A 20,911-nucleotide genomic window follows, 5' to 3' on the forward strand; every position below is an offset into this window, starting at 1 on the left:
TCAGTCGGAGCCTTGTCGCCAGACCTTCGCCAGCACGCCCAGCTTGCTGCGGAAGGTGTGGCGTTCGTCGGAAAGCACGTCGATGAAGTCGGACAGCCGCCGCGATTTCACCATCGTGTAGACCGTGAGCCAGGTCGTGAACGCGAAAGTCACGCCGAACCAAAGCAGCTTGCGCCACATCGGCGAATCCGCTTCGGCCAGGAGGTTCATGCCGAGGAACCCGGTCGTGATGGTGCCGATCAGACCGAACAAGGTCACCACCGTGAGCCGCACGACCGTGTTGGCCTGCCGGCGAAGGCTGTCGGCTTCGAGGTAGGTGTTCATGTCCGCGATGCGCTCTTTGAGCTCGTCATAGAGCGGATCGAGGCCGAGGTGCGTGGTGCACAAATGCGATAGCGCACGCACTTGTGCCTGCTCGGAGATTTCGTGGAACCAGTAGCGATGCGTGAAGCGCAGGAAGCCTTCGAAGCTCCCGCGGATCGCACGCTTGAATCGCTTGACGCTGGCAATGTCGTGGATGTCCAGGTTGCGCAATGCTTCGACGAGCTTGTCCGAATACATCAGCAGCGCCGCCTTCTGGAAATGCGCGATGAGGAACAGCAGGAAGTGCTGGTGACGAAACTGCGCCAGAACGCCTCGGTCGCGGCAGCAGAAAAACTCCGAATCGGCTTGGCCCACCACGATGAGCGCGCGGCCATTGCACAGGTAGCGCGTGTTCGGTGCCGCTCCGGCGTTGACCCAAAAGCGGTCGTAGCAATAGCGCTGCTCGAAATCCACCATGAGATCGTCCGGCAAGGGCAGGGGGCCTGTGCCCGACACCGCGGGCTCCGCCGCGCCCGAAACGAGGGCGAGCCGGATGAAATCGGAACGCGACAGCCGTCTCGGATCATCGAGCGCCAGATACGCCATCACGGGCATGCGGTAGTACTCGATCTGCCGATAGCGCAACTCGCCGTGCTCATCGGAATGATCGATCACCAGCGGCCGCATCAGCCACGCCCAATGCGCGGCAATGCGGGGCGCACGGTGCTCCGCGACGTGAGACAGGAAGGGCTCGCGCTGCTGCGCGTCGGAGGCTGACAACACCGTGCCATCCGCGGCCAGCCACTCGACGCTGTGCATGCAATGCAGCGCAGCGCCTTTCGCGTCCCACCCGCCGGGGTATGCGCGGCCAAAGCGATAGAGGATCTCCTGCGCTTGCGGCAGGCTGAGGTTGTCGGCCCCGACTTCCATGTTGAGGATCACCACGTCGACGTCGAAGAAGAAGTAGAGATCGACGTGCACCATCTTCAGTGTGATGGGCGCGTCGCCCGATCGCGCCACCACGCGCACGGCTGCCACATCGCTGCGGCGAAATACGCGCATCGGCGAATCGCTGCCGGAGCCTGTGCCGCCGGCCTGTTGCCCCTTGCGCCCGTCGCCGTAAAGAAAGCGCTGCACGTAGGGCAGGAAGCTCACGAACTCGTTGTAGTGCCGCTCGTGAAAGCGATCGCTGCCGCCGGTGTACTCATCGATCTCTTCGCGCCATGGCGATGCATCGCCGAGATCGCGCAAGACCTGCCACGGGCCGCGATGCGCGTGGCGCGGCTGTGCCGTCGGCATCAGGCGCAAAGGCCAGAGCAGCGTCTGGCGAAGGTGATGCACCGCGGGCGCGTTTTCGCCGGCGGCGTGCTGCGTTTGCGCTTCCGAGGTTTCGGTGATCAGCATCGCGCCAGTGTAGGCACGGCGGGGTCTTAGGGGAATCCCTAGGATGGTGCTGAAACCGGTTTCACATATACTGACTCGCACCGCGGCGACGTTCGCTCGACGCGCCAACGCACCATTCCGAACCCGCATTCAGTCGCCGCTCTTCCGTGCACTATCAATTCCAGTTCGACGCTGTTTTTGCGGCATGGCCGCTGCTGCTGAAGGGCACGTGGATCACCATCCAGCTTTCGCTGGTCGCCACGCTGCTGGGCCTGGTGGTCGCCATCTTCTGCGCCTGGGGCAAGACTTCAGGCCCTGGCTGGCTGCGCTTCATCGTCAACGCCTATATCGAGATCATCCGCAACACGCCATTCCTGGTGCAGTTGTTCTTCTTTTTCTTTGCGCTGCCGGCGATTGGCTTGCGCTGGTCGCCTTACACGGCGGCGCTCACGGCCATGGTGGTGAATCTCGGCGCCTACGCGGCCGAGATCGTCCGCGCCGGCATCGAATCCATTCCCAAGGGTCAGATCGAAGCGGGCAGGGCGCTCAACCTCAAGCCTTGGGAAATCTTCCGCTTCGTGATCATCAAGCCGGCCCTCAAGGCGATCTACCCGGCGCTCACGAGCCAGTTCATTCTGCTAATGCTGAGTTCGGCGGTGGTGTCGGTGATTTCGGCCGATGACCTCACATCGGTCGCCGCCAACCTGCAATCGCAAACGTTCCGCAGCTTCGAGATCTACATCGTCGTGGCGTGTATCTACCTGGCGCTGGCGCTGTCGTTCTCGGCGCTTTTCAAGCTGATCTACAGGCGCACCCTCAACTATCCGGATCGGCGCTGAGCACCATGCGTACCTTCGGTTTTCCAGAATTTTTGTTCATCCTCCAGGCCGCTCAATGGACGCTGGCGCTGTCGCTGATCGCGTTCATCGGCGGTGCGATCCTGGGGCTTGTGATCGCGCTCGCGCGCACGTCCGAGAACAAGATCGCGCGTGTGCTCTCGACGGGCTTCATCCAGATCTTCCAGGGCACGCCGCTGCTGCTGCAACTGTTCCTGATCTTCTTCGGCGCGCCGGTGCTGGGCCTGGACATCAATCCATGGATCGCCGCGGGCGTGGCGCTCATCCTGAACAGCGCGGCCTTCCTCGGCGAAATCTGGCGCGGGTGCATCGAAGCGATTCCGCGCGGCCAGTGGGAAGCCGCGCAGGCGCTCAATCTCAACTACACGTCACGCATGCGCGACGTGGTGCTGCCGCAGGCTTTCAAGATCGCGCTGCCGCCCACGGTGGGCTATGTGGTGCAGATCATCAAGGGCACCTCGCTCGCGGCCATCATCGGCTTCACCGAAATCACGCGGGCCGGGCAGATCATCAATAACGCGACCTTCCAGCCGCTGCAGGTCTTCACGACAGTCGCCGCGATCTATTTCGTCATCTGTTGGCCGCTGTCCTTGGTCGCCGCGCGCATGGAGCGCAAGCGAGCGCGGACCCTCGGTAGATGAAGTACTCCCCCATGCTTCGCGCACTTCGTGTCGCTGCGCAGACCCCCTCGCCGGGGGCAACACCAGCGGCCCGGCAAAGCCGGTTCCGCGGTGTTTCGCGAATTCCACTCTTCTCGTCCGATTAATGAAGGAGCTTTTGACATGATCCGTTCTACTAACCGTCGCGCTGCCATCGCAGCGCTGGGCCTGGGGGCCGCGCTGACCGTATTCGCGCCCTTCGCATCCGCGCAGTCGGTGGCCGACATCAAGAAGAAGGGCGAAATCACGATCGGGATGCTGGTCGACTTTCCGCCTTACGGCACGACCAACGCGCAGAACCAGCCTGATGGCTATGACGCCGACGTCGCCAAGCTGCTCGCGAAGGACTGGGGCGTGAAGGCCAACATCGTGCCGGTCACCGGCCCCAACCGCATTCCCTTCCTCTTGACCAACAAGGTTGACTTGCTGGTTGCTTCCCTGGCGATCACGCCCGAGCGCGCCAAGCAGGTCCAGTTCTCGCAGCCTTATGCGGCGGCGACCATCGTGCTCTACGGCAAGACCAGCACGCCCATCAAGAGCGCCGCCGACCTCAAGGGCGTGCGCGTGGGTGTCGCCCGTGCCAGCACGCAAGACGTTGCCGTGACCAAGGCCGCGCCCGAAGGCACTGAAATTCGCCGCTTCGACGACGACGCGTCTGCCATGCAAGCGCTGATGTCGGGGCAGGTCGATGCGATCGGTGCGTCCACCACGGTTGCCGCGCAGATCGCCAAGCGCGTGCCCGCCAACACCTACGAGAACAAGTTCACGCTGGTGCAGCAGAACATGGGCATCGCGATGCGCCCGGGCCAGGAAGACCTGCTCAGGAACGTGAATGAGTTCGTGCAGAAGAACACCGCCAATGGCGAGCTGAACAAGCTCTACCAGAAGTGGCTGCAGACCGACCTGCCCAAGCTGCAGTAAGCGCCAGGCCTTTCCAGGGAACATCCATGACCGACGCAGTCACGACCCACGCCGGCACCGATCCGATCATTCGGATGGAGGCGGTGAACAAGTGGTACGGCACTTTCCAGGTGCTGACCGGCATCGACCTTTCGGTGCGCACCGGCGAACGCATCGTGATCTGCGGGCCTTCGGGCTCGGGAAAGTCGACGCTGATCCGCTGCATCAACCGGCTTGAGACAGTGCAGCAGGGGCGCATCGTCGTCGACGGCATCGATCTCACTGCCGGCGGCAAGAACGTCGATGCGGTCCGGGCCGAAGTGGGCATGGTGTTCCAGCAGTTCAACCTGTTTCCGCACCTCACCATCCTGCAGAACTGCACGCTCGCGCCTATGCGTTCGCGCGGCATGTCGAAGGCGCAGGCTGAAGAGGTCGCGATGAAGTACCTCACGCGCGTGCGCATTCCCGAGCAGGCGAACAAGTACCCGAGCCAACTCTCAGGTGGCCAGCAGCAGCGTGTCGCGATCGCGCGTGCGCTTTGCATGTCTCCCAAGATCATGCTGTTCGACGAGCCCACTTCGGCGCTCGACCCCGAGATGGTCAAGGAAGTGCTCGACACCATGATCGGCCTGGCCGAAGACGGCATGACCATGCTGTGCGTGACGCATGAGATGGGTTTTGCGCGCAGCGTGGCCGACCGCGTGATCTTCATGGCGGAAGGCAAGATCATCGAGCAGGCGCCACCGGCCGAGTTCTTCGGCAACCCCCAGAACGAAAAAACGCGCCAGTTCCTCGGCCAGATCCTCAGCTCGCACCAGGCGCATTGATGCGTCGATCACCCACGGTATGACGCAGGTACTGATTTCTCTCTCATCATTCGGCGCTGCCGAAATCGGCCGCCATGGCCAGCTCTGGTGCGCGCAGCTTGCAAAGGCGGCCGGCGCCGACAGTGTCGAAGTGCGCGGCGAGATGCTGCGCGACCCCGCGACCGAGCTCCCTGCGCTGGTGGGCCTGGCGTCGGTGTATTCGAGCCCTGAGGGCCTCTGGGCAGAAGGCGGATGGCTCGACAGCGCAGCGCTGGCGCGCGGCATTGCGGCCGCGACAACCATCGGCGCCAAGCGGCTGAAGATGTCGATCGGCGCTTTCGGCCCGTCGTCGCATGGCTCGCTGTGGGGCCTCAAGGTTCAACTGGCCGAGACGCGCATCGAACTCGTCATCGAGAACGATCAAACCGTTTCTGCCGGGACGCTGCCCGCATTGCAAGCGTTCTTCGATGCCGCCGATCATGCCGGGCTCGATCTGGGCATGACCTTCGACATGGGCAATTGGCACTGGGTCGGCGAATGCCCGCTGCAGGCCGCTCAGGCTCTAGGCCGCCGTGTGCGCTACGTGCATTGCAAGGGTGCGCAGCGCCTTCCGGCCAAATGGGTCGCCGTCCCTCTGGCCGAATCCGCGGCGCCTTGGCGCGCCGTGCTGCGGGCGCTGCCTGCCGACGTTCCGCACGCCATCGAATATCCGCTGATCGGCGACGATCTCCTGGCCGTCACGCGCGACCAGATCGCGCAGATCCGCGCCGCACGCGCCACGCCGTGAAGTCATGACCAATACCGAGTTCGATGTTGCGCTGTTCGGCGAAGCCATGTTGCTGCTGGTGGCCGATCAGCCCGGCCCGATCGAGAACGCCACCGCGTTCCACAAACGCACGGCCGGTGCGGAAACCAACGTCGCCATCGGCTTGTCTCGCCTCGGGCTCAAGGTCGGCTGGGCCAGCCGGCTCGGCACCGATTCGATGGGCCGCGCGCTGCTCGCCGCCATGAAGGGCGAAGGCATCGATTGCTCGCACGTCATCTCCGACGCGACGCAGCGCACGGGCTTCCAGTTCAAAGGGCGTGTACTTGACGGCAGCGATCCGCCGGTCGAATACCACCGCAAGGGCTCCGCCGCGAGCCACATGGGCCCCGGCGACGTCGATGAGGACTGGTTGCGCTCCGCGCGCCACCTGCACGCGACAGGCGTGTTTGCAGCGATCTCAGACACCAGCCTGCCGGCTGCCATCAAGTCGATGGACGTGATGCGCAGCGCCGGTCGCACTATTTCGTTCGACCCCAACCTGCGGCCGACGCTGTGGTCGTCGACGGAGACGATGCGGCACTGGATCAACGAACTCGCTTCGCGCGCCGACTGGGTGCTGCCTGGCATCGAGGAGGGTCTGATCCTCACCGGCGAAACGACGCCCGAAGGCATTGCGAAGTTCTATCGAAGGCTGGGCGCGAAGCTGGTGGTGGTCAAGCTGGGTGCGGGGGGTGCCTATTACGACAGCGACGTCGCGGGCATCGGACTTGTCGAAGGTTTTCCGGTCGCGGAAGTGGTCGATACCGTCGGGGCCGGAGACGGCTTTGCTGCGGGTGTCATCAGCGCGCTGCTCGAAGGCAAGTCAGTGCCTGATGCGGTTCGGCGCGGCGCCTGGATCGGCGCACGTGCGGTGCAAGTGCTCGGCGACACCGAAGGACTGCCGACGCGCGCACAACTCGAAGAGGCTGGCATCGAAGGCTCCCAGGGGGCGGCAGCCGCCTTGGGGCGGCCCGGCGGCGGTTGGACTCGCAAGAAGGTTCTCGTCTTTCGCGAAATCCCGGACGATCAACTGGCTCGCCTGCAAGCCAGGCACGACGTTACCGTTGCCAATCCGCGCGTGCCCGCGCAGCTTGGGGCCTTCGATGCTGCGCTTGCGGAAGCGCAGGGGTTGATCGGCTCCAGCTATCCGATCGACGATGCGCTGCTCGCGCGCGCACCCAAGCTCGAAGTCGTGTCCAGTGTGTCGGTCGGTGTCGACAACTACGCGCTGCGGTCGATGCACGCCCGCGGGATCATGCTGTGCCATACGCCCGGCGTGCTCGATCAGACGGTGGCTGATACGGTGTTTGCACTGCTCATGGCGACCAGCCGTCGCGTTGTGGAGCTTTCAAATCTTGTTCGCGAGGGCGCCTGGACCAAGAACATCGGCGAAGACCTGTTCGGCTTCGACGTGCATGGCAAGACTCTGGGGCTACTGGGCTTTGGCCGCATCGGCCAGGCGATCGCGTGGCGCGGGGCCTTGGGCTTTGGCATGCCGGTGCTCTATCACTCGCGCCGGCCGGTCGACCTCGCCGCGCACGCGCCCGAGCTGCAGGGGCGGGCAACTCACACGCCGCTCGATGCACTGCTTGCCCAGTCCGATTTCGTGGTCGCCATGCTGCCGCTGTCGGACAGCACGCGCGACATGATCGATGCCAAGGTGTTCGGCGCGATGAAGCCGGGCGCCATCTTCATCAACGGCGGTCGCGGTGCGACGGTTCGCGAAGATGCGCTGCTCGCGGCACTCGACCAAGGCACGCTGCGCGCCGCGGGCCTCGACGTGTTCGCGGCGGAACCACTGCCCATGGGTTCGCCGCTGCGTACCCATCCGCGCGTGACGCCATTGCCACACATTGGCTCGGCAACGCACGAGACGCGCCACGCCATGGCCGAACTTGCCACCACCAATCTGCTTCGCGCACTGGCGGGCGAACGGCCGCTTGCCGTCTACGACACGGCTTCGGCTTGACCGCGCCAATCCCGATGCAGCGAACGGGGCGCGCGACCATTGCCGACGTGGCCAAGGCGGCCGGCGTTTCGAAGGCCACCGTCTCGCGATTCCTGAACCATCGGGAGCGATTGCTGAGCCCCGACATCGCGGCGCGGGTCGAAGCCGCCGTTGCGCAGCTCGATTACACGCCGAGCCCGATGGCGCAGGCGCTGAGCCGGGGCCGCTCGCGACTCATCGGGTTGATCGTCGCGGACATCACCAATCCTTATTCGGTGGCCGTGTTGCGCGGCGCCGAGAAGGCCTGCCAGGATGCCGGCTACCTCGTGATGCTGTTCAACCTCGGCAACGATGTCGATCGCGAGCGCGAGGCGATCGATGCGCTGACGGGCTATCAGGTCGATGGCTTCATCCTCAACACACTCGGCCGCGGTGCCGGCCTCGTCGACGCCGATGCGCTGCACGGAAAGCCGGCGGTGCTCGTGGACCGTCGTCATGCCGGCATGCACACCGATTTCGTCTCGCTGGACAACGTGGACGCGATGAAGTCCGCGTGCGGCCATCTCGTCGACGGCGGCTTCCGCGAATTGCTGTACATCACTGAGCCGTTGAAAGGCGTGAGTTCGCGGCGCGAGCGCTCTGCGGCCTTCGGCGCCTGCATGAAGGCGCATGAGCCGCGTGTCTCTGGCGAGGTCTTCGAATGTGCCGGCGAAGACAGCGAGGGCCTCGACGCCGCGTTGCGTGCGCTGCACAAACGTGCTCGCCGCGGCCGCCGCGCTGCCGTGCTGGCTGGCAACGCGGTCGTGACACTGCGCGTTGCCACGGCGATGGCGCGGCTTGGATTGCGCTTCGGCGCCGACGTAGGCTTCGTCGGTTTCGACGACCCGGAATGGGCTCCGCTGATCGGGCCTGGGCTGACGGCCGTCGCGCAGCCGACCGATGCGATCGGCCGCACTGCCGCTGCTTGCCTGATCGAGCGGCTGCAAGGCTTGGAGGGCCCGCCGCGGCAGCTGTTGCTACCTGGCGAACTGGTGATTCGAGGCTCGTCGAGCCGGGTTTAAGACTCCACCAGCGCAAGCACGCGCAGCGGACTGCCCGAGCCTTCCTGGATCTTCAGCGGCGCTGACACGATCAGCGCCCCGGTCGGGGGAAGCTGATCGAGGTTCTTCAGGCATTGCAGCCCGTACCGGTTGGCCCCATGCATCAGCGTGTGGCATGGGTAGGGCACCGGCCAGCCGTAAGACTGACCGGCGTCGGTGTTGATGGTCTCCACACCGAAGCCGTGCACGTTCCGCTCGCGGATCAGCCATTCGACAGCCGCCTGCGTCGGCCCCGGCGTGTGGGCGCCGTCTTCGCGCATGTTGACGAACGAAGCCGGGTCGCTGAGCCGCTTGGACCAGTCGGTGCGAAAGAGCACCCAGGCGCCTTCCGGAATGCGACCGTGGGCGGCTTCCCAGGCCTGGAGGAATTCGACGGTGAGCAGCCAGTCGGGGTTGCCCGCCACTTCGGCGCTCGCGTCGACGACCACTGCGGGTGCGATGAAGTTGTCAGGCGCAATGGTGTCGACCGTGTTGCTCTCATGGTCCTTGCCCGTGACCCAGTGCGCGGGCGCATCGAAGTGCGTTCCGGTGTGCTCGCCGCAAGAGAAGTTGTTCCAGTACCAGCCGGGGCCGGCCTCGTCGTAGCGCGAGATGCGCTCCATCTTGAACGCGGCGACCTGGCCGAACTGCGGCGGCAATTGCAAGGGAGGAAAGTCTTCGCTCAAGGTGTGCGTGAGGTCGATCGTGCGAATCGTCTGGTTGCGCATGGCCTGCGCGAGTTCAGTCAGGATGGTCATCGGGTCCTCTGAAGAAAAAAGAGAAATCAAACGCTGCGCCGCGCGGTCACTTCGAGTTCGACCTTGGCGCCTTCGACGGCCAAGGCGCTGCAGAGTGTGGTGTTGGCCGGTCGGTTGCCGCCGAAGCGTCGCCGCAGCACATGGCTGACTGCGATGACGTCGCCTCGATCCGGAATATAGACGCGTATGCGGACGACGTCAGCAAGGCTGGATCGCGCCTGGGCGAGTGCGTTTTCGATGGTGTCGAGAGCGACCTCGCACTGTTGCTCTGCGGTGGCGGGAAACTCGCCGGTTGCGAAGTCCTGACCCAGCGTGCCGGAGACGAAGACCCACTCGCCGTCGATCACCGCGCGCGAGTAGCCGGCCAGTTCTTCCCAGCGCGAGCCGCTCTGGATGAATTCGCGTGCCATGCCAGAGGCTCCGGTCATTGCGGCTTGAAGCCCGACTCGCGGATCACTTTGCTCCAGGTGCGGTTGGCGTCGACCACCCATTGCGCGACCTCGCGGCCCGGCGCCGGATCGACCTCGTTGCCCATCTTGGCGAGCCGTTCCTGCAGTTCGGGTTCCGCCAGCACGGTCTTCACGGCCTTGTCGAAAGACTCGACGAATTCCGGCGACATGCCCTTGGGCCCGAAGAAGGCCAGCCACGGGTTCTTGTCGATGCCGCTGAAGCCGAGTTCGCGGAAGGTCGGAATGTCCGGCGCCGTCTTGCTGCGTTCCTGGCCCGAACTGGCGAGGATGCGCACCTTGCCGTTGCGGTGGTACTCGATCAGCTCCGTCATCGATGCGATGCCGATGGGGATCTGTCCCGCCAGCAGGTCCTGCACCATGGGCGCGCCGCCTTTGTACGGCACCGAGTTCATGGTGACGCCGAAGGACTTGCCGATGATGTGGCCGATGAACTGCGGCACGCTGCCGGCCGCGGGCACGCCGTAGTTGGCCTCGTTGGGGTGCGCCTTCACCCAGGTGCCGAGTTCGGCCATGCTCTTCACGCCGGTGGCGGCGCTGACGGCAAGCACGTTGTAGTAGCCCGCCACGCCAGCCAGTGCGGTGAAGTCGTTCACCGGGTCGTAGCCTGCGGCTGCGACCGTCAGGGGAATGATCACCTGCGTATGGTCGATCGACAGCATGATCGTCGAGCCATCGGGCGGTGCCGCCTTGAGCAACTGCGCGGCAATCTGCCCGCCGGCGCCGGGCTTGTTGTCGATGACGAAGACCTGGCCGTTCATGGCTTTGCCCAGCTTGTCGACGATGGCGCGCGCGACCACGTCAGTGGCGCCGCCGGGAGGAAAGCCGACCAGCACGCGGATTGGGCCGGTGTAGGGCTTCGTCGCGGCAAACAACGGCGACGAGAGCGTGGGCGTAAGCAGGGCGGCGGTGATCGCCTGGCCGAAGTGACGTCGTTTCATGGCTTCTTCCTCGTGGTTTCAATGAACTGGCGGTGCGATGCGCGGTGCTATGCGCGGTGCTTCAGCAGATCGAACCGCGCCTGGATCAGCAGCACCTCGACCTCGTGGCATCGCACGAGGCGCAGCCAGCGGTCGTCGTCCATGCCGGGCGTGCGCGACGCATGCAGGCTGATTCGGCAGCATTCGTTGTCTTGGCCGAAGGCGGTGCCGGGTTCGACCACTGCGCTGATGCGCGGGCTCAAGGCATCAGGCGAACTTCCGACGTGATAGATCACCGTGAGGCGCGCAGCGTCTGCGACGGGGCGAACCCAGCTCGGTTGATCGTCGAACAGCGAGTGGCCCTGAACCACGCCGTCGCCCACAGAGCGCGTCTGCCAGCAGCCCATCGCCCATTGGCCAAGTTGCAAGCCGTCGGCAAGAAATGCCAATGCGGCATCCGCGGGCACCCGGCAGACGGCCGAAACGCAATGGGTTGAGGACGGAAGTATGGCCATCAGCGAGTCAGGCGCGCCAGTTCGCGCAGGGCGCCAACGACGTCGTCCGCGGTGTTGTAGAAGTGCGGGGCGATACGGATCACGTCATTGCGGGCAGAGACGACGTAGCCCGCTTGCAGCATCTGTGCCTCGACCTGAGCGGCATTGGGGATGCGGATTGCCGTATTCGCGCCCTTGGCCGAAGGCATCGGCGGGCTCGCCACCGACAGTTCAAGGCGCGCAGCCTCTTCGAGCGCCACCTCGGACAGTTGCGCCAGATACGCCTCGATGGCCGGCACGCCGATTTCGTTGAGCAGGCCGATGCTGGCGCGCGCCACGCTCGCGCACATCATGGGCGGTGTACCGGTGTTGAAGCGTTGTGCACCGGCCGCGAAGTCCAGCTTTCCGGGATCGAATTCGAACGGGTTCACGCGGCCGAACCAGCCAGTCACTGTCGGTGTGAGCTGCTGCGCCAGTTCGGGTCGAACATAGAGAAAGGCGATGCCAGGAATCCCGAGCAGGTATTTCTGCGCACCCGCGGCGAGCACGTCGACCTCCTGCGCGCGGACGTCGATGGCGATCGATCCGGCGGATTGGTAGGCGTCGATGAACTGAACGGCACCGCACTTGCGCGCCTCGCGCCCAGTGGCAGCGATGTCGACGATCTGGCCGTCGTAGAAGCAGGCGTGCGAGACCGATACCAGCGCCGTCTGCGTGTCGATGGCGGCGGCAATGCGGCGCGTCGAATCTGTGCTGCCGGCATGGCCCTGCACGAAGCGCACTTGCGCGCCGCGCGGCTGCTGCGCCAGCCAGACGTGGCAGAGCGATGGGAAATCGAGCGTGGTGGTGACGATGTCGCGGCGATCGCCCTCGAAGCGGATCGCCGAAGCGATCGTCGATGCCGCGTCGGACACGCTGCCCAGCACTGCAACGTCGTCCGCATCGGCATGGATCATGCGAGCGAACTCGGCGCGTGCCAATGCCACCTGGTCCATCCAGTAGCCCCAATCGGCGCCGCGTCGCACCCAGACGTCAAGGTATTCGTCGATCGCCTGCTTGACCGGCAGGCTGAGTGCGCTTTGTGAGCAACTGGACAGCTGGATCACGTTGTCCAGGATAGGGAAGAGCTTTCGGTACGAAGAGAATGGATGTTTCATGAACTTGCCTTGTGCGACGACAAGGCCTTGAGGCGATGAACAAGATTGCCGAGACGGCAGCTTCCCCTTCGGCATGGATCGAGGTGCCGCACTTCGGCTGGAACATGCTGGTCGCGGACGGCGCGCCCACGGTGTCGTTTCGCAAGGGGGAAACCCTGTATTCGCAGGGCGAGCCCGTCACGCACGTGTATGTGGTGGAAGAGGGCCGGGTGCGGCTGGTGCTGCTGTCGGAGACCGGCCATGAGAAGCACATGGCGATCGTCGGCACACACGGCATGGTCGGGGAGTGCAGCGCGTTTCTCGATGGCCGCCACTCCGTCAGCGCCGTCGCATCGTCCGACGTCATCGCGCGCCAAGTCGAGCGCGCGACGCTTTTGCAGCACATGGAACGCGATCCGGAATGCCTGCGGCAGGTGCTCTGGCTGATGAGCGTCAAGCTGCGCGTGCTGGCAAACCAGAACTTGCTGCTGAGCCAGGCGACAGCGGCCCAGCGGGTGATCCATCATCTCGTGCAGCTGGCCGACACGTATGGGGAGGTGCAGGCGGCGGGTGTTGCCATCCGCATCTCCTTCACCCACCAGGAGATGGCCAACATCACGGGCCTCAGCCGTGTCATGACGTCGAACGTGCTGATCCAGCTTCAGGACGGGGGGCTGATCGAGATGGCCAGGTCGCATTGCGTGATTCGCGATATGCAGGGGTTGAGGCGACGTGCGCCGGGTTTGTGAAGCAGTGAAGGCTTGCAGGCCAGTTTAGGAACGCGCCTGTGAGCCGTATGTCAACGGCTTTACATCGGCCTAAGTTTTTTTGGGGGCCGGGCTTTCGGCCCTTTCGACTGTCCTTGTCGTCGTTTCGTCCGAACAGCGCATGTCTTCGCCGCAATGTCAGCTTCCTTCTGCCAGCAGGCAGCTTTAGAGTTTCCTCAGCGCTCAAGAAAGTCGCGCGAGGAGGTCTCATGAACGCTTTCAATCCTCTGATCAACAAGGTGCTGGTGTTGGGGGCCGGCAAGGTCGGCACCACGGTGGCAGACATGCTCGCCGAGTACCACCACCTGCCGGTCACGCTGGCCGACCGTGTCCATCCGCCGCACGACCTGAGTGATGGGTTCGTGTCACGCGCGATCATCGACGTCGAGAACGAGCCGGCGCTCTCAGCGGCTGTCGCAGCTCACGACGTGGTGATCAGCGCGCTGCCCTTCTATCTGGCTGCGCCTGTTGCCGCCGCAGCCCGCGCCAACGACGTTTACTATTTCGACCTGACGGAGGACGTGGCTGCCACGGGCGCGATCCGTGCCATGGCTGTCGGCGCGAAGTCGATCTTCATGCCGCAAAGCGGGCTCGCACCCGGCGTGATCGGAATGCTCGGGAGTCACCTGGCTGGGCGCTTCGACGAACTCTACGACCTGCGTTTGCGCGTGGGCGCGCTCGCCCGCCATGCAACCAACGGCCTGCGCTACAACTTCACCTGGAGCATCGACGGGGTCATCAACGAATACTGCCAGCCGTGCGCGGCCATCGTGCAGGGAAGGCCAGTCTCGGTGCAGCCGCTGGAGGGCAACGAGACGCTGGTGCTCGATGGCGACACCTACGAAGCCTTCAACACCTCGGGCGGGTTGGGAACGCTCTGCGAGAGCCTCGCCGGCAAGGTGCGCAATCTCGACTACAAGACGATCCGCTATCCCGGCCACCGCGATGCCATGGCCTTTCTGCTGCACGACTTGCGGCTGATCGAGCGCCGCGACCTGCTGCGACAGGTGCTCGACCAGGCCGTGCCGCACAGCCGCGAGGACGTGGTGATCGTGTTCGCATCGGCATCCGGCTTGCGAGGCGGACGCTTTGAGCAGGAAACCCGCATGGCACGCATCCACGGTGGGCGGCTGCGCGGCGTGGAGCGCACTGCCATCGAGCTGGCGACCGCGGCAGGCGTGGTCGGTGTGTTCGAGTTGCTTCGCAAGGGGCGTTTGCCGGCGAGCGGATTTGTCGGGCAGGAACAGGTGGAACTCGAAGAGTTCCTCGCGACGCGTGTCGGCGGTTGCTATGCCGCGCTGAGCTCGTTGCAAAACGGCGCGGCACCAGCGAGCACCCATCGCAGCCCGAGCTTCGCTCATACTTGGCCGCCACAGGCGCGGCGTCGCGCGAGGAAGGAGCCCAGCGCATGAATGATCTCCACGACATCTTCAAGCGAAGCGGAATCGCCGCGCACGAGCTTTCCGGCGGCACGCTGGCCGTGCGCTCGGCGGTCGACGGCGCCGGACTTGCCCGCTTGCACGAAACACCGATGGCGTCCATGCCGGACGTGATCGCGCGTTCGGCCGCCGCCTTTCGCAAGTGGCGCGAGGTGCCGGCGCCTGCACGCGGCGAGCTGGTCCGGCTGTGGGGCGAAGAGCTGCGTAGCGCAAAGGCCGACATCGGTCACATCGTGTCGGTCGAGGTCGGCAAGATCGCCCAGGAAGGCCTCGGTGAAGTGCAGGAGGGCGTCGACATCTGCGAATTCGCGCTCGGCTTGTCGCGGCAGCTTTACGGCAAGACCATCGTCTCGGAGCGGCCCGGGCACCGCATCATGGAGCAATACCACCCGCTGGGGCCGGTGGCGGTCATCACGGCTTTCAACTTTCCCAGCGCAGTTTTCGCGTGGAACGCGGCCATTGCGCTGGTGTGCGGCGATCCGGTGATCTTCAAGCCTTCTGAGAAAGCGCCCTTGTCAGGGCTCGCGACGTTCAGGGCCTTGGAGCGCGCCATCGTGCGATTCGGCGATCGCGCGCCGGAAGGACTCGCGCAGATCGTCGTCGGCCGTGCGGCACAGGCGCAGGCACTCGTGGATAGCGTAGACGTCGCGCTCGTGTCCGCGACGGGATCGACCCGAATGGGCCGCGAAGTCGGGCCACGCGTCGCCGCGCGCTTCGGCCGCCGCATTCTCGAACTCGGTGGCAACAACGCGATGATCGTGACGCCTGCCGCCAATCTCGATATGGCGTTGCGGGCGATCCTGTTCAGTGCGGTGGGCACAGCGGGGCAGCGCTGCACGTCGCTGCGCCGGCTCATCGTCCATCGCACAGTCAAGGACGCTCTGCTTGCGAAGCTGCTTTCGGCCTATGAAAGTCTGCGGATCGGGCATCCGCTGGAAGAGGGCACGCTGGTCGGCCCGTTGATCGACGAGGCGGCCTACGACGCGTTGCGGCGAGCTATCGACGATGTCGAGGTGCAAGGCGGTCGCATCCTCACGGGCGGTGATCGCGTGCTGGCCGACCGCTTTCCGAAAGCCTTCTACGTGCGTCCGGCCATCGCCGAGATGCCGATGCAAACCGAACTGGTCCGCCGTGAAACTTTCGGGCCGTTGCTCTATGTGCTCGGCTACGACGATCTCGATTCGGCCATCGCCATGCACAACGATGTTCCGCAGGGGCTGTCGTCGTGCATCTTCTCGAATGACTTGCGCGAGGTGGAGCGCTTCATCTCGGCGTCGGGGTCGGACTGCGGCATGGCGAACGTCAACATCGGCCCGAGTGGTGCGGAAATCGGCGGTGCGTTCGGCGGCGAGAAGGAAACCGGCGGTGATCGCGAGAGCGGCTCGGATGCATGGAAGCAATACATGCGGCGCACGACCAACACCATCAACTTTTCGGCCGAGCTGCCGCTGGCACAGGGCATCCGGTTCGGGTGATCGTCCCAATCAACCTGGTGGCGGCACCGCGCTGCGGCGGTCGATCTTTCGGCTGAGGACCACCGAGGTGTGGGTGTGCTGAATTCCTTCGATCTGACCGATGCGGTCCAGCAGCGCATCGAGCTGTTCGTTCGTCTCGCACCGCAGGAAGACCATGTAGTCATACGGACCGCTGACTGCCGAAAGCTCCTCGACTTCGGGAAGGAGTTCAAGCGCTCGAACGACGGCAGCGCCAGTCTTCGGAGCCACCACGAGACCGCAATAGGCGCGCACCGCCGCGCGTTCGAGCCGCTGGCCGAGCCGCACGCCATAGCCGGCGATCACGCCTTCGCGCTCCAGCCGCGCGATGCGCGCAACGACAGTGGTTCGCGCCAGCTTGAGCTTGCGCGCCAGCGTTGCCGCCGGCTCACGTGCATTGGCCTGGAGCAGGCTCAGCAGATGGCGATCGGTGTCGTCCAAGACGGTCCAGAAAGGATGCGGCTTCAGTCCAGTTCAGCGATCAGATCGATTTCGACGCACGCGCCCATCGGGACCTGAGCGACGCCAAAAGCGCTGCGGGCATGGGCGCCTTTTTCGCTGCCGAAGACTTCGGCCAGCAATTCGCTCGCGCCGTTGGTCACGAGGTGCTGCTCGGTGAAGGTGCCGACGGAGTTGACCAGGCTCATGACCTTGACGATGCGCTTGACCTTGTTGAGGTCGCCGATGGCCGCGTGCAGTGTGCCGAGGAGATCGATCGCGATGGCACGCGCCGCCTGCTTGCCCTCCTCTGTGGTGAGCGTGGCGCCAAGTTGCCCCACCCATGGCTTGCCGTCCTTCTTGGCGATGTGGCCCGAGAGAAAGACCAGCTTGCCGGTCCGCACGAAAGGAACGTACGCTGCGGCAGGCGCCGACACGGGCGGCAGGGTGATTCCGAGGCTGGAGAGTTTGTCGTAGATGCTCATCAAGGCTCCTGGTTCTGGGATAGGGATTGGGCTTGTGTCTGGGATTGCGATTGTGTTTGCGTTTGCGTTTGCGTTTGCGCGACCTGCGCGGCTTCCTCCCGGCGCTCCTCCAGCGGCAGCACCGTGACGCCGACGTGCAGCGTATGCCGGGCGCCGCCGTGCAGCACGCCCCGCATCGGCGACACGTCGGAGTAGTCGCGGCCGATGGCCAGCGTCACGTAGTCTTCACCCGGCTGGCGGCCGTTTGTAGGGTCGAAATCGGCCCAATCGCCTGGGCCGTCTTCGCCCGGGAGATACACCGAAACCCACGCGTGCGAAGCATCGGCGCCGACCAGGCGCGGCTCGCCGGGCGGCGGTTGAGTAAGCAGATAGCCGCTGACGTAGCGCGCCGGCAAGCCCAGCGTGCGCAGGCAGGCAATCATGATGTGCGCGAAGTCCTGGCACACGCCCTTGCGCTGCGCCAGCGCCTCGATGGCGGGCGTGCTGATCTCGGTGCTCTCCGCGTCGTAGATGAAATCGTCGTACATGCGCATCGTCAGGTCCATCGCGGCATCGAAGGCCGGTCGGCCGGCCGGAAAACTGGCGCGCGCATAGGCTGCGAAGTCGTCATGGCGCGGCACGTAGCGAGAAGGGAAGACGAATTCCGATGCCGCGTCGTAGCTCGAATCCTTGACGTAGCGGAAGCGCTCCCGCACTTCTTCCCATGGCAGGTCGCGCGCCACGGCGGACGAAAGCGCCGGCTCCGAGGTCTCGACCACGCTCTCTGCCGTGACGATGAGTTCCTCGTGCGTCGACTCGAGCGCAAAGAATGCGCGCGTGTTGCCGTAGACGTCGGGCGATTCGCTGCTTTGCGCGGGCGTCGGACTGATGGTCAGGGCGTGGCTCACCAGCCGCTGCGACGCCGTGCTCATGGGTTTGAGGTGCGCGAGGTGCTGCGCCGTCTCCACCGGCGGCGTGTAGTCGTAGCGCGTCGAATGCGTAACGTGTAGCAGCATGGTCAGACTCCCACGGACCGCACGGATTCTGAAGTGAGCGTGAAGTAGCGCGTGCCGATCGCGTCGGACACGTGATAAGCGGCCGTCTCGCAAGCGGTAAACAGTTGGACCAGCGCAGGATACTGCCCTTCAGCCCCGGCTTCGCACAGCCGCTCCAGCTTCCATTCGTCCGGGTCGGGCAACTCGTAGGACAGCGCGGTAAGCCTGTCCGGCGCGCTGCCCGCCAATTTGGCGATGCGCTTGCGCAGTGTTTGCGCGACCCACGCCAGGGAGCGTGGGTTGTCGCCATCGAGCACCAGAAGGTCGACCAGTGTGGCGACATCGCGTCGCTGCTGATAGCGTGCGTGGAAGGTGATCGTGCTGTCGAAAAGCGCCACCATCGCCTCGAAGCCGCTCACTTCGTGGACCGAGCCTTGCTCGAATCCCGCCGTCAGCGCGCTCGCCAGGAACGCCAGCCGTTCGATGTGCCGCCCAATGGACAGCAGGCGCCAGGCGTCGTCGCGGGTCATGCGGTCGGTCTGGGCGCCGGTCATGGCCGAAAGCGCGCTGCTGGCCGATTCGAGCAGGCGCAGCGCGGCGCTGGCCTCGTAGCCGGCCTCGCCTTTTTCGCCGGCTTGCTCCGCGCTGCGGCGAAGGAAATCGCTCTCCGCGCGAACGATCTGGTTCCAGTGGTCCTGCGACAAGCGCTCGCGCACCGCAGCGGCGGCCTGCCGGATGCAGCGCAGGCTGTAGCCGACGCTGCCGCCCTGGTCGACATCACCCAGTTCGGCAATGAGCGCGCGTTCGAACACGCGGCGCGACTTGGGAAGGCTCGGCACACCGCGCGGCACCAGCGCATTGCGCAGCGCCAATTGGTGCAGCCAGAGCAGCAGGGCGTGGGACGACGCGTCTTCGCCGCCGAGCAGATCGAGCGTCACGCGCGCGAGCCTCACCGCGTTTTCCGCGCGTTCGGTGTAGCGGCCGAGCCAATACATGTTTTCCGCCGCTCGGCTGGTGACGGGCGCGCGGTGCCGCGCCAGCGATGCCGGCGTGGCGTGCGGCTGCAGCCGCGTGGTCCGGTCGACTTCACCCAGCGTTTGTACCCAGACGTCGGCACTGCTTCCGCCGCGCTGCATCGAAGCGATCTGCGCATCGCGCCCCGCCAGCCGGGCGAGCCCGCCAGGCAGCACGCGCCACGAACGCGGCCCATCGCTGACAGCGAAGACGCGCAGCAACACCGATCGCGGGGCGATGTGGCCGCGGCCGAGATCCTGCGTCCACGTCGGCATTTGCGAGAGCGGCAGGTAGCTTTGCACCGTGTGCTCGTCCCCTTGGCGCATGATGCGGCCCGCCCATTCGTCCAGCTCGCGGCGGGCCATGCGGCTGCCGAGCACGGCGTCGAAACTGGTGTGCGAATCATCGCCGGGATAGGTGGACTTGATCGCGCAGTCGGCCAGTTCCGGCAGTACCGCTTCCATGGCGGCGCGTTCGCCGCACCACCAGGTCGGCAGCGCGGGCAGTTGCAGCTTTTCGCCGATGAGGCGGCGCGACAACGCGGGCAGGAAGCCGAGCAGCGCCGGCGATTCGAGAAAAGCCGAACCAGGCATATTGGCCACCAGCACGTTGCCTGCGCGAATGGCCTGTAGCAGGCCCGGCACACCCAATGTCGAATCCGGCCTCAATTCCAGCGGATCGAGAAACTGGTCGTCGAGCCGCTTGATGAGCCCATGCACCGGCCGCAGCCCCTGCAGCGTCTTCAGGTAGAGCCGCTGGTCGCGCACCGTCAGGTCATTGCCTTCGACGAGCGTCACGCCCAGGTAGCGCGACAGGTAAGCGTGCTCGAAGTAGGTTTCGTTGTAAGGCCCCGGCGTCAGCAAAGCGATGTGCGGCGGCTGGCCGGCCGGGCACATCTGCTGAAGGCCCTCCATCATCGCGTTGTAGGTCGCGGCAAGGCGCTGTACCTGCAGGTTCTCGAAAGCCTGCGGAAACTGGCGTGCGATCGCGAGCCGGTTTTCAAGCAGGTAGCCGAGGCCGGAAGGCGCTTGCGTGCGCTGCGAAACCACCCACCAGTTGCCGTCAGGTCCACGGGCAAGGTCGAAGCCGGTGATGTGCAGCCAGGTGTCGCCCGGCGGCGTGACGCCATGCATGGACCGCAAATAGCCCGGATGCCCCTGGACCAGTGCGGGCGGCAGCAGGCCTTCGGCCAGCAACTGCTGCGGCCCGTAGACGTCGGCCATCACCCGGTCGAGCACGCGCACGCGTTGCTGGATGCCGGCCTCGATCTGGGCCCAACTCTCCGGCGAGACGATCAGCGGAAAGAGGTCGAGCGACCAGGGCCGCTGTGGGCCGTTGGCATCGGCATAGACGTTGTAGGTCACGCCGTTGTCGCGAATCTGCCGTTCGAGGCTGACGGCCCGCCGCGGCAGATCGTCGAAGCCGTCGGGGCCGAGATGCTCGAAGAAGTCGGTCCAGGCGGGGGCGAGGGAGGCTTGCTGGCGGGGAGCGTTGTCGTCCTCCTCGGCGGCGGAAGCGCCGGCGGGAATGGATGCGGCATCGTGAAGCGGCGCAGGCGCCGATGGCGCACCGGTGCGATGCGTGCTTTCGGGTGTGGCTGCCCCTCGCAGTTCGTCGAAGTGGCCCGGCGAAGCCGGGGGAGCTAGCGCGGAAGCCAATTCGGCTGGCGCGTCGAGCGCTTGCGCGTCGAAGAGGGATTCGTTCTGTGGGTCCACGGCGTGATTGTCACTCGCCCCCAGGTTGCCCGCACTTCGTGTCGGGCGCCCACCCCCTGCCGGGGGCAATA

20 protein-coding genes and 1 pseudogene are annotated in these 20,911 nt (G+C 65.3%); 11 read left to right on the top strand and 10 right to left on the bottom strand.

What is annotated here, in order from left to right:
• On the bottom strand, positions 1-1,707 hold the full coding sequence (locus tag AC1DMA_RS12730) for a hypothetical protein (RefSeq protein WP_478144406.1): 1,707 nt from the start codon (positions 1,705-1,707) through the stop codon (positions 1-3).
• Between the two features lie 146 nt (positions 1,708-1,853).
• Here AC1DMA_RS12730 and AC1DMA_RS12735 point away from each other — a divergent pair, with 146 nt between their 5' ends.
• The 8 genes and pseudogenes from AC1DMA_RS12735 (at position 1,854) to AC1DMA_RS12770 (ending at position 8,722) form a co-directional block, all read left to right on the top strand.
• On the top strand, positions 1,854-2,525 hold the full coding sequence (locus tag AC1DMA_RS12735) for an amino acid ABC transporter permease (protein WP_478123808.1): 672 nt from the start codon (positions 1,854-1,856) through the stop codon (positions 2,523-2,525).
• A 5-nt stretch (positions 2,526-2,530) separates the two neighbouring features.
• Positions 2,531-3,184 (top strand): amino acid ABC transporter permease, encoded by a 654-nt coding sequence (locus tag AC1DMA_RS12740; protein WP_478144407.1) that lies wholly within the window; start codon positions 2,531-2,533, stop codon positions 3,182-3,184.
• Between the two features lie 141 nt (positions 3,185-3,325).
• Positions 3,326-4,123 carry a transporter substrate-binding domain-containing protein gene (locus AC1DMA_RS12745; RefSeq protein ID WP_478144408.1) on the top strand — a complete coding sequence of 266 codons (798 nt, stop codon included), beginning with the start codon at positions 3,326-3,328 and terminating at the stop codon, positions 4,121-4,123.
• 26 nt (positions 4,124-4,149) lie between these two features.
• Entirely contained in the window at positions 4,150-4,929 is a 780-nt protein-coding gene (locus AC1DMA_RS12750) for an amino acid ABC transporter ATP-binding protein (protein WP_478144409.1), read from the top strand.
• Between the two features lie 19 nt (positions 4,930-4,948).
• Positions 4,949-5,695 (top strand): sugar phosphate isomerase/epimerase family protein, encoded by a 747-nt coding sequence (locus AC1DMA_RS12755; protein ID WP_478144410.1) that lies wholly within the window; start codon positions 4,949-4,951, stop codon positions 5,693-5,695.
• 4 nt (positions 5,696-5,699) lie between these two features.
• Positions 5,700-6,647: pseudogene (locus tag AC1DMA_RS12760) on the top strand (sugar kinase); the annotation flags it as partial.
• A 27-nt stretch (positions 6,648-6,674) separates the two neighbouring features.
• Positions 6,675-7,682 carry a 2-hydroxyacid dehydrogenase gene (locus tag AC1DMA_RS12765; protein ID WP_478123993.1) on the top strand — a complete coding sequence of 336 codons (1,008 nt, stop codon included), beginning with the start codon at positions 6,675-6,677 and terminating at the stop codon, positions 7,680-7,682.
• Positions 7,683-7,696: 14 nt separating this feature from the next.
• Complete coding sequence (locus AC1DMA_RS12770) at positions 7,697-8,722, top strand: LacI family DNA-binding transcriptional regulator (protein ID WP_478144648.1); 1,026 nt, start codon at positions 7,697-7,699, stop codon at positions 8,720-8,722.
• On the opposite strand, the gene AC1DMA_RS12775 is transcribed toward AC1DMA_RS12770, so the two are convergent.
• The 5 genes from AC1DMA_RS12775 to AC1DMA_RS12795 form a co-directional block, all read right to left on the bottom strand.
• Positions 8,719-9,498: a cyclase family protein gene (locus tag AC1DMA_RS12775; RefSeq protein ID WP_478144411.1), complete on the bottom strand. Its 780-nt coding sequence runs from the start codon at positions 9,496-9,498 to the stop codon at positions 8,719-8,721. The two genes, AC1DMA_RS12770 and AC1DMA_RS12775, sit on opposite strands and share 4 nt — an antisense overlap.
• Before the next feature lie 26 nt (positions 9,499-9,524).
• Positions 9,525-9,908, bottom strand: a complete 384-nt coding sequence (locus tag AC1DMA_RS12780; protein ID WP_478144412.1) for a RidA family protein — start codon at positions 9,906-9,908, stop codon at positions 9,525-9,527.
• Between the two features lie 14 nt (positions 9,909-9,922).
• Positions 9,923-10,906, bottom strand: a complete 984-nt coding sequence (locus tag AC1DMA_RS12785) for a Bug family tripartite tricarboxylate transporter substrate binding protein (protein WP_478144413.1) — start codon at positions 10,904-10,906, stop codon at positions 9,923-9,925.
• Positions 10,907-10,953: 47 nt separating this feature from the next.
• Positions 10,954-11,334, bottom strand: a complete 381-nt coding sequence (locus AC1DMA_RS12790; protein WP_478144414.1) for a hypothetical protein — start codon at positions 11,332-11,334, stop codon at positions 10,954-10,956.
• Positions 11,335-11,399: 65 nt separating this feature from the next.
• Positions 11,400-12,536: an aminotransferase class V-fold PLP-dependent enzyme gene (locus tag AC1DMA_RS12795; protein ID WP_478144415.1), complete on the bottom strand. Its 1,137-nt coding sequence runs from the start codon at positions 12,534-12,536 to the stop codon at positions 11,400-11,402.
• 35 nt (positions 12,537-12,571) lie between these two features.
• Between AC1DMA_RS12795 and AC1DMA_RS12800 the strand changes: the two genes are divergently transcribed.
• The 3 genes from AC1DMA_RS12800 (at position 12,572) to amaB (ending at position 16,196) form a co-directional block, all read left to right on the top strand.
• Positions 12,572-13,264: a Crp/Fnr family transcriptional regulator gene (locus tag AC1DMA_RS12800; protein WP_478144416.1), complete on the top strand. Its 693-nt coding sequence runs from the start codon at positions 12,572-12,574 to the stop codon at positions 13,262-13,264.
• A 227-nt stretch (positions 13,265-13,491) separates the two neighbouring features.
• Positions 13,492-14,694, top strand: coding sequence for a saccharopine dehydrogenase family protein (locus tag AC1DMA_RS12805; RefSeq protein WP_478144417.1), 1,203 nt, complete (start codon positions 13,492-13,494; stop codon positions 14,692-14,694).
• Entirely contained in the window at positions 14,691-16,196 is a 1,506-nt protein-coding gene (gene amaB / locus AC1DMA_RS12810) for an L-piperidine-6-carboxylate dehydrogenase (RefSeq protein WP_478123796.1), read from the top strand. Before AC1DMA_RS12805 ends, amaB begins: the two co-directional genes overlap by 4 nt.
• Positions 16,197-16,205: 9 nt before the next feature.
• Here the strand turns inward: amaB and AC1DMA_RS12815 are convergent, their stop codons facing one another.
• Genes AC1DMA_RS12815 through AC1DMA_RS12830 form a run of 4 tightly spaced genes read right to left on the bottom strand, consistent with a single transcriptional unit; the run spans position 16,206 to position 20,840 of the window.
• Positions 16,206-16,655, bottom strand: coding sequence for an Lrp/AsnC family transcriptional regulator (locus tag AC1DMA_RS12815; RefSeq protein ID WP_478123795.1), 450 nt, complete (start codon positions 16,653-16,655; stop codon positions 16,206-16,208).
• Positions 16,656-16,678: 23 nt separating this feature from the next.
• Positions 16,679-17,137 (bottom strand): RidA family protein, encoded by a 459-nt coding sequence (locus tag AC1DMA_RS12820; RefSeq protein ID WP_478123794.1) that lies wholly within the window; start codon positions 17,135-17,137, stop codon positions 16,679-16,681.
• On the bottom strand, positions 17,137-18,132 hold the full coding sequence (locus tag AC1DMA_RS12825; protein WP_478123793.1) for a transglutaminase family protein: 996 nt from the start codon (positions 18,130-18,132) through the stop codon (positions 17,137-17,139). Before AC1DMA_RS12825 ends, AC1DMA_RS12820 begins: the two co-directional genes overlap by 1 nt.
• A 2-nt stretch (positions 18,133-18,134) precedes the next feature.
• Positions 18,135-20,840, bottom strand: a complete 2,706-nt coding sequence (locus AC1DMA_RS12830; protein ID WP_478123792.1) for a circularly permuted type 2 ATP-grasp protein — start codon at positions 20,838-20,840, stop codon at positions 18,135-18,137.
• Between the last annotated feature and the right edge of the window lie 71 nt (positions 20,841-20,911).

This window comes from Variovorax sp. 05N34, assembly GCF_056397405.1.